Source organism: Pseudomonas sp. 51_B (genome assembly GCF_017491595.1).
In the GTDB taxonomy this organism is placed as follows: Bacteria; Pseudomonadota; Gammaproteobacteria; order Pseudomonadales; family Pseudomonadaceae; genus Aquipseudomonas; species Aquipseudomonas promysalinigenes.
The window spans coordinates 1-503 of sequence record NZ_JAFGYW010000213.1 but is presented as its reverse complement, the minus strand read 5'-3'; the positions used below and the strand labels follow the sequence as shown (position 1 = coordinate 503).

General features: G+C 60.0%; 1 pseudogene. It reads right to left on the bottom strand.

Annotation, left to right across the window (positions count from 1 at the left end):
* A pseudogene (gene gbcB, locus J5M56_RS24465) lies at positions 1 to 285 on the bottom strand (glycine-betaine demethylase subunit GbcB); the annotation flags it as partial.
* Positions 286 to 503: the final 218 nt, after the last annotated feature.

Below are 503 nucleotides of genomic sequence, written 5' to 3'. Positions count from 1 at the left end.
GTTGGAGACCTTGCCACCCGGCACGCGCTTGATCGTGACCGAGAAGCTGTACGGCACCGACGGCGAGCTGGAGATGGTGTAGGAGCGCATGATCGGCTGGCCTTCGATTTCCAGCTCCAGCGTGACGAACTGCCCCGGCTTGAAGAAGAACAGGATCGGCTGGTCGGCCATAAAGCAGAAGGTGCGCACATCCCAGGTTTCCTGGATGACTTTGACGCAACGGACACTGTGTCGGCCATTGGCCCAGGTCTGGGTGGTGACCGGATTCAGGAAGCTGTTGGACATGCTGTTCTCCACGGCCGACTGTCGGCCTCTTGTCGGCGATTCTGCGTATAGCGCAGACCGCGCGTTTACCTATCCGCGACATTGACATACTTATCGCGACCAGCCCTTGAACACCGGGGCTTGCGCGTCGGGAACAGATTGCGCCATGTCGCGCATGGATAAGGTTCCCCCCAGCGCCGGCCCCACACTCGCCCCAACACAAGACGACTTCTTTACAC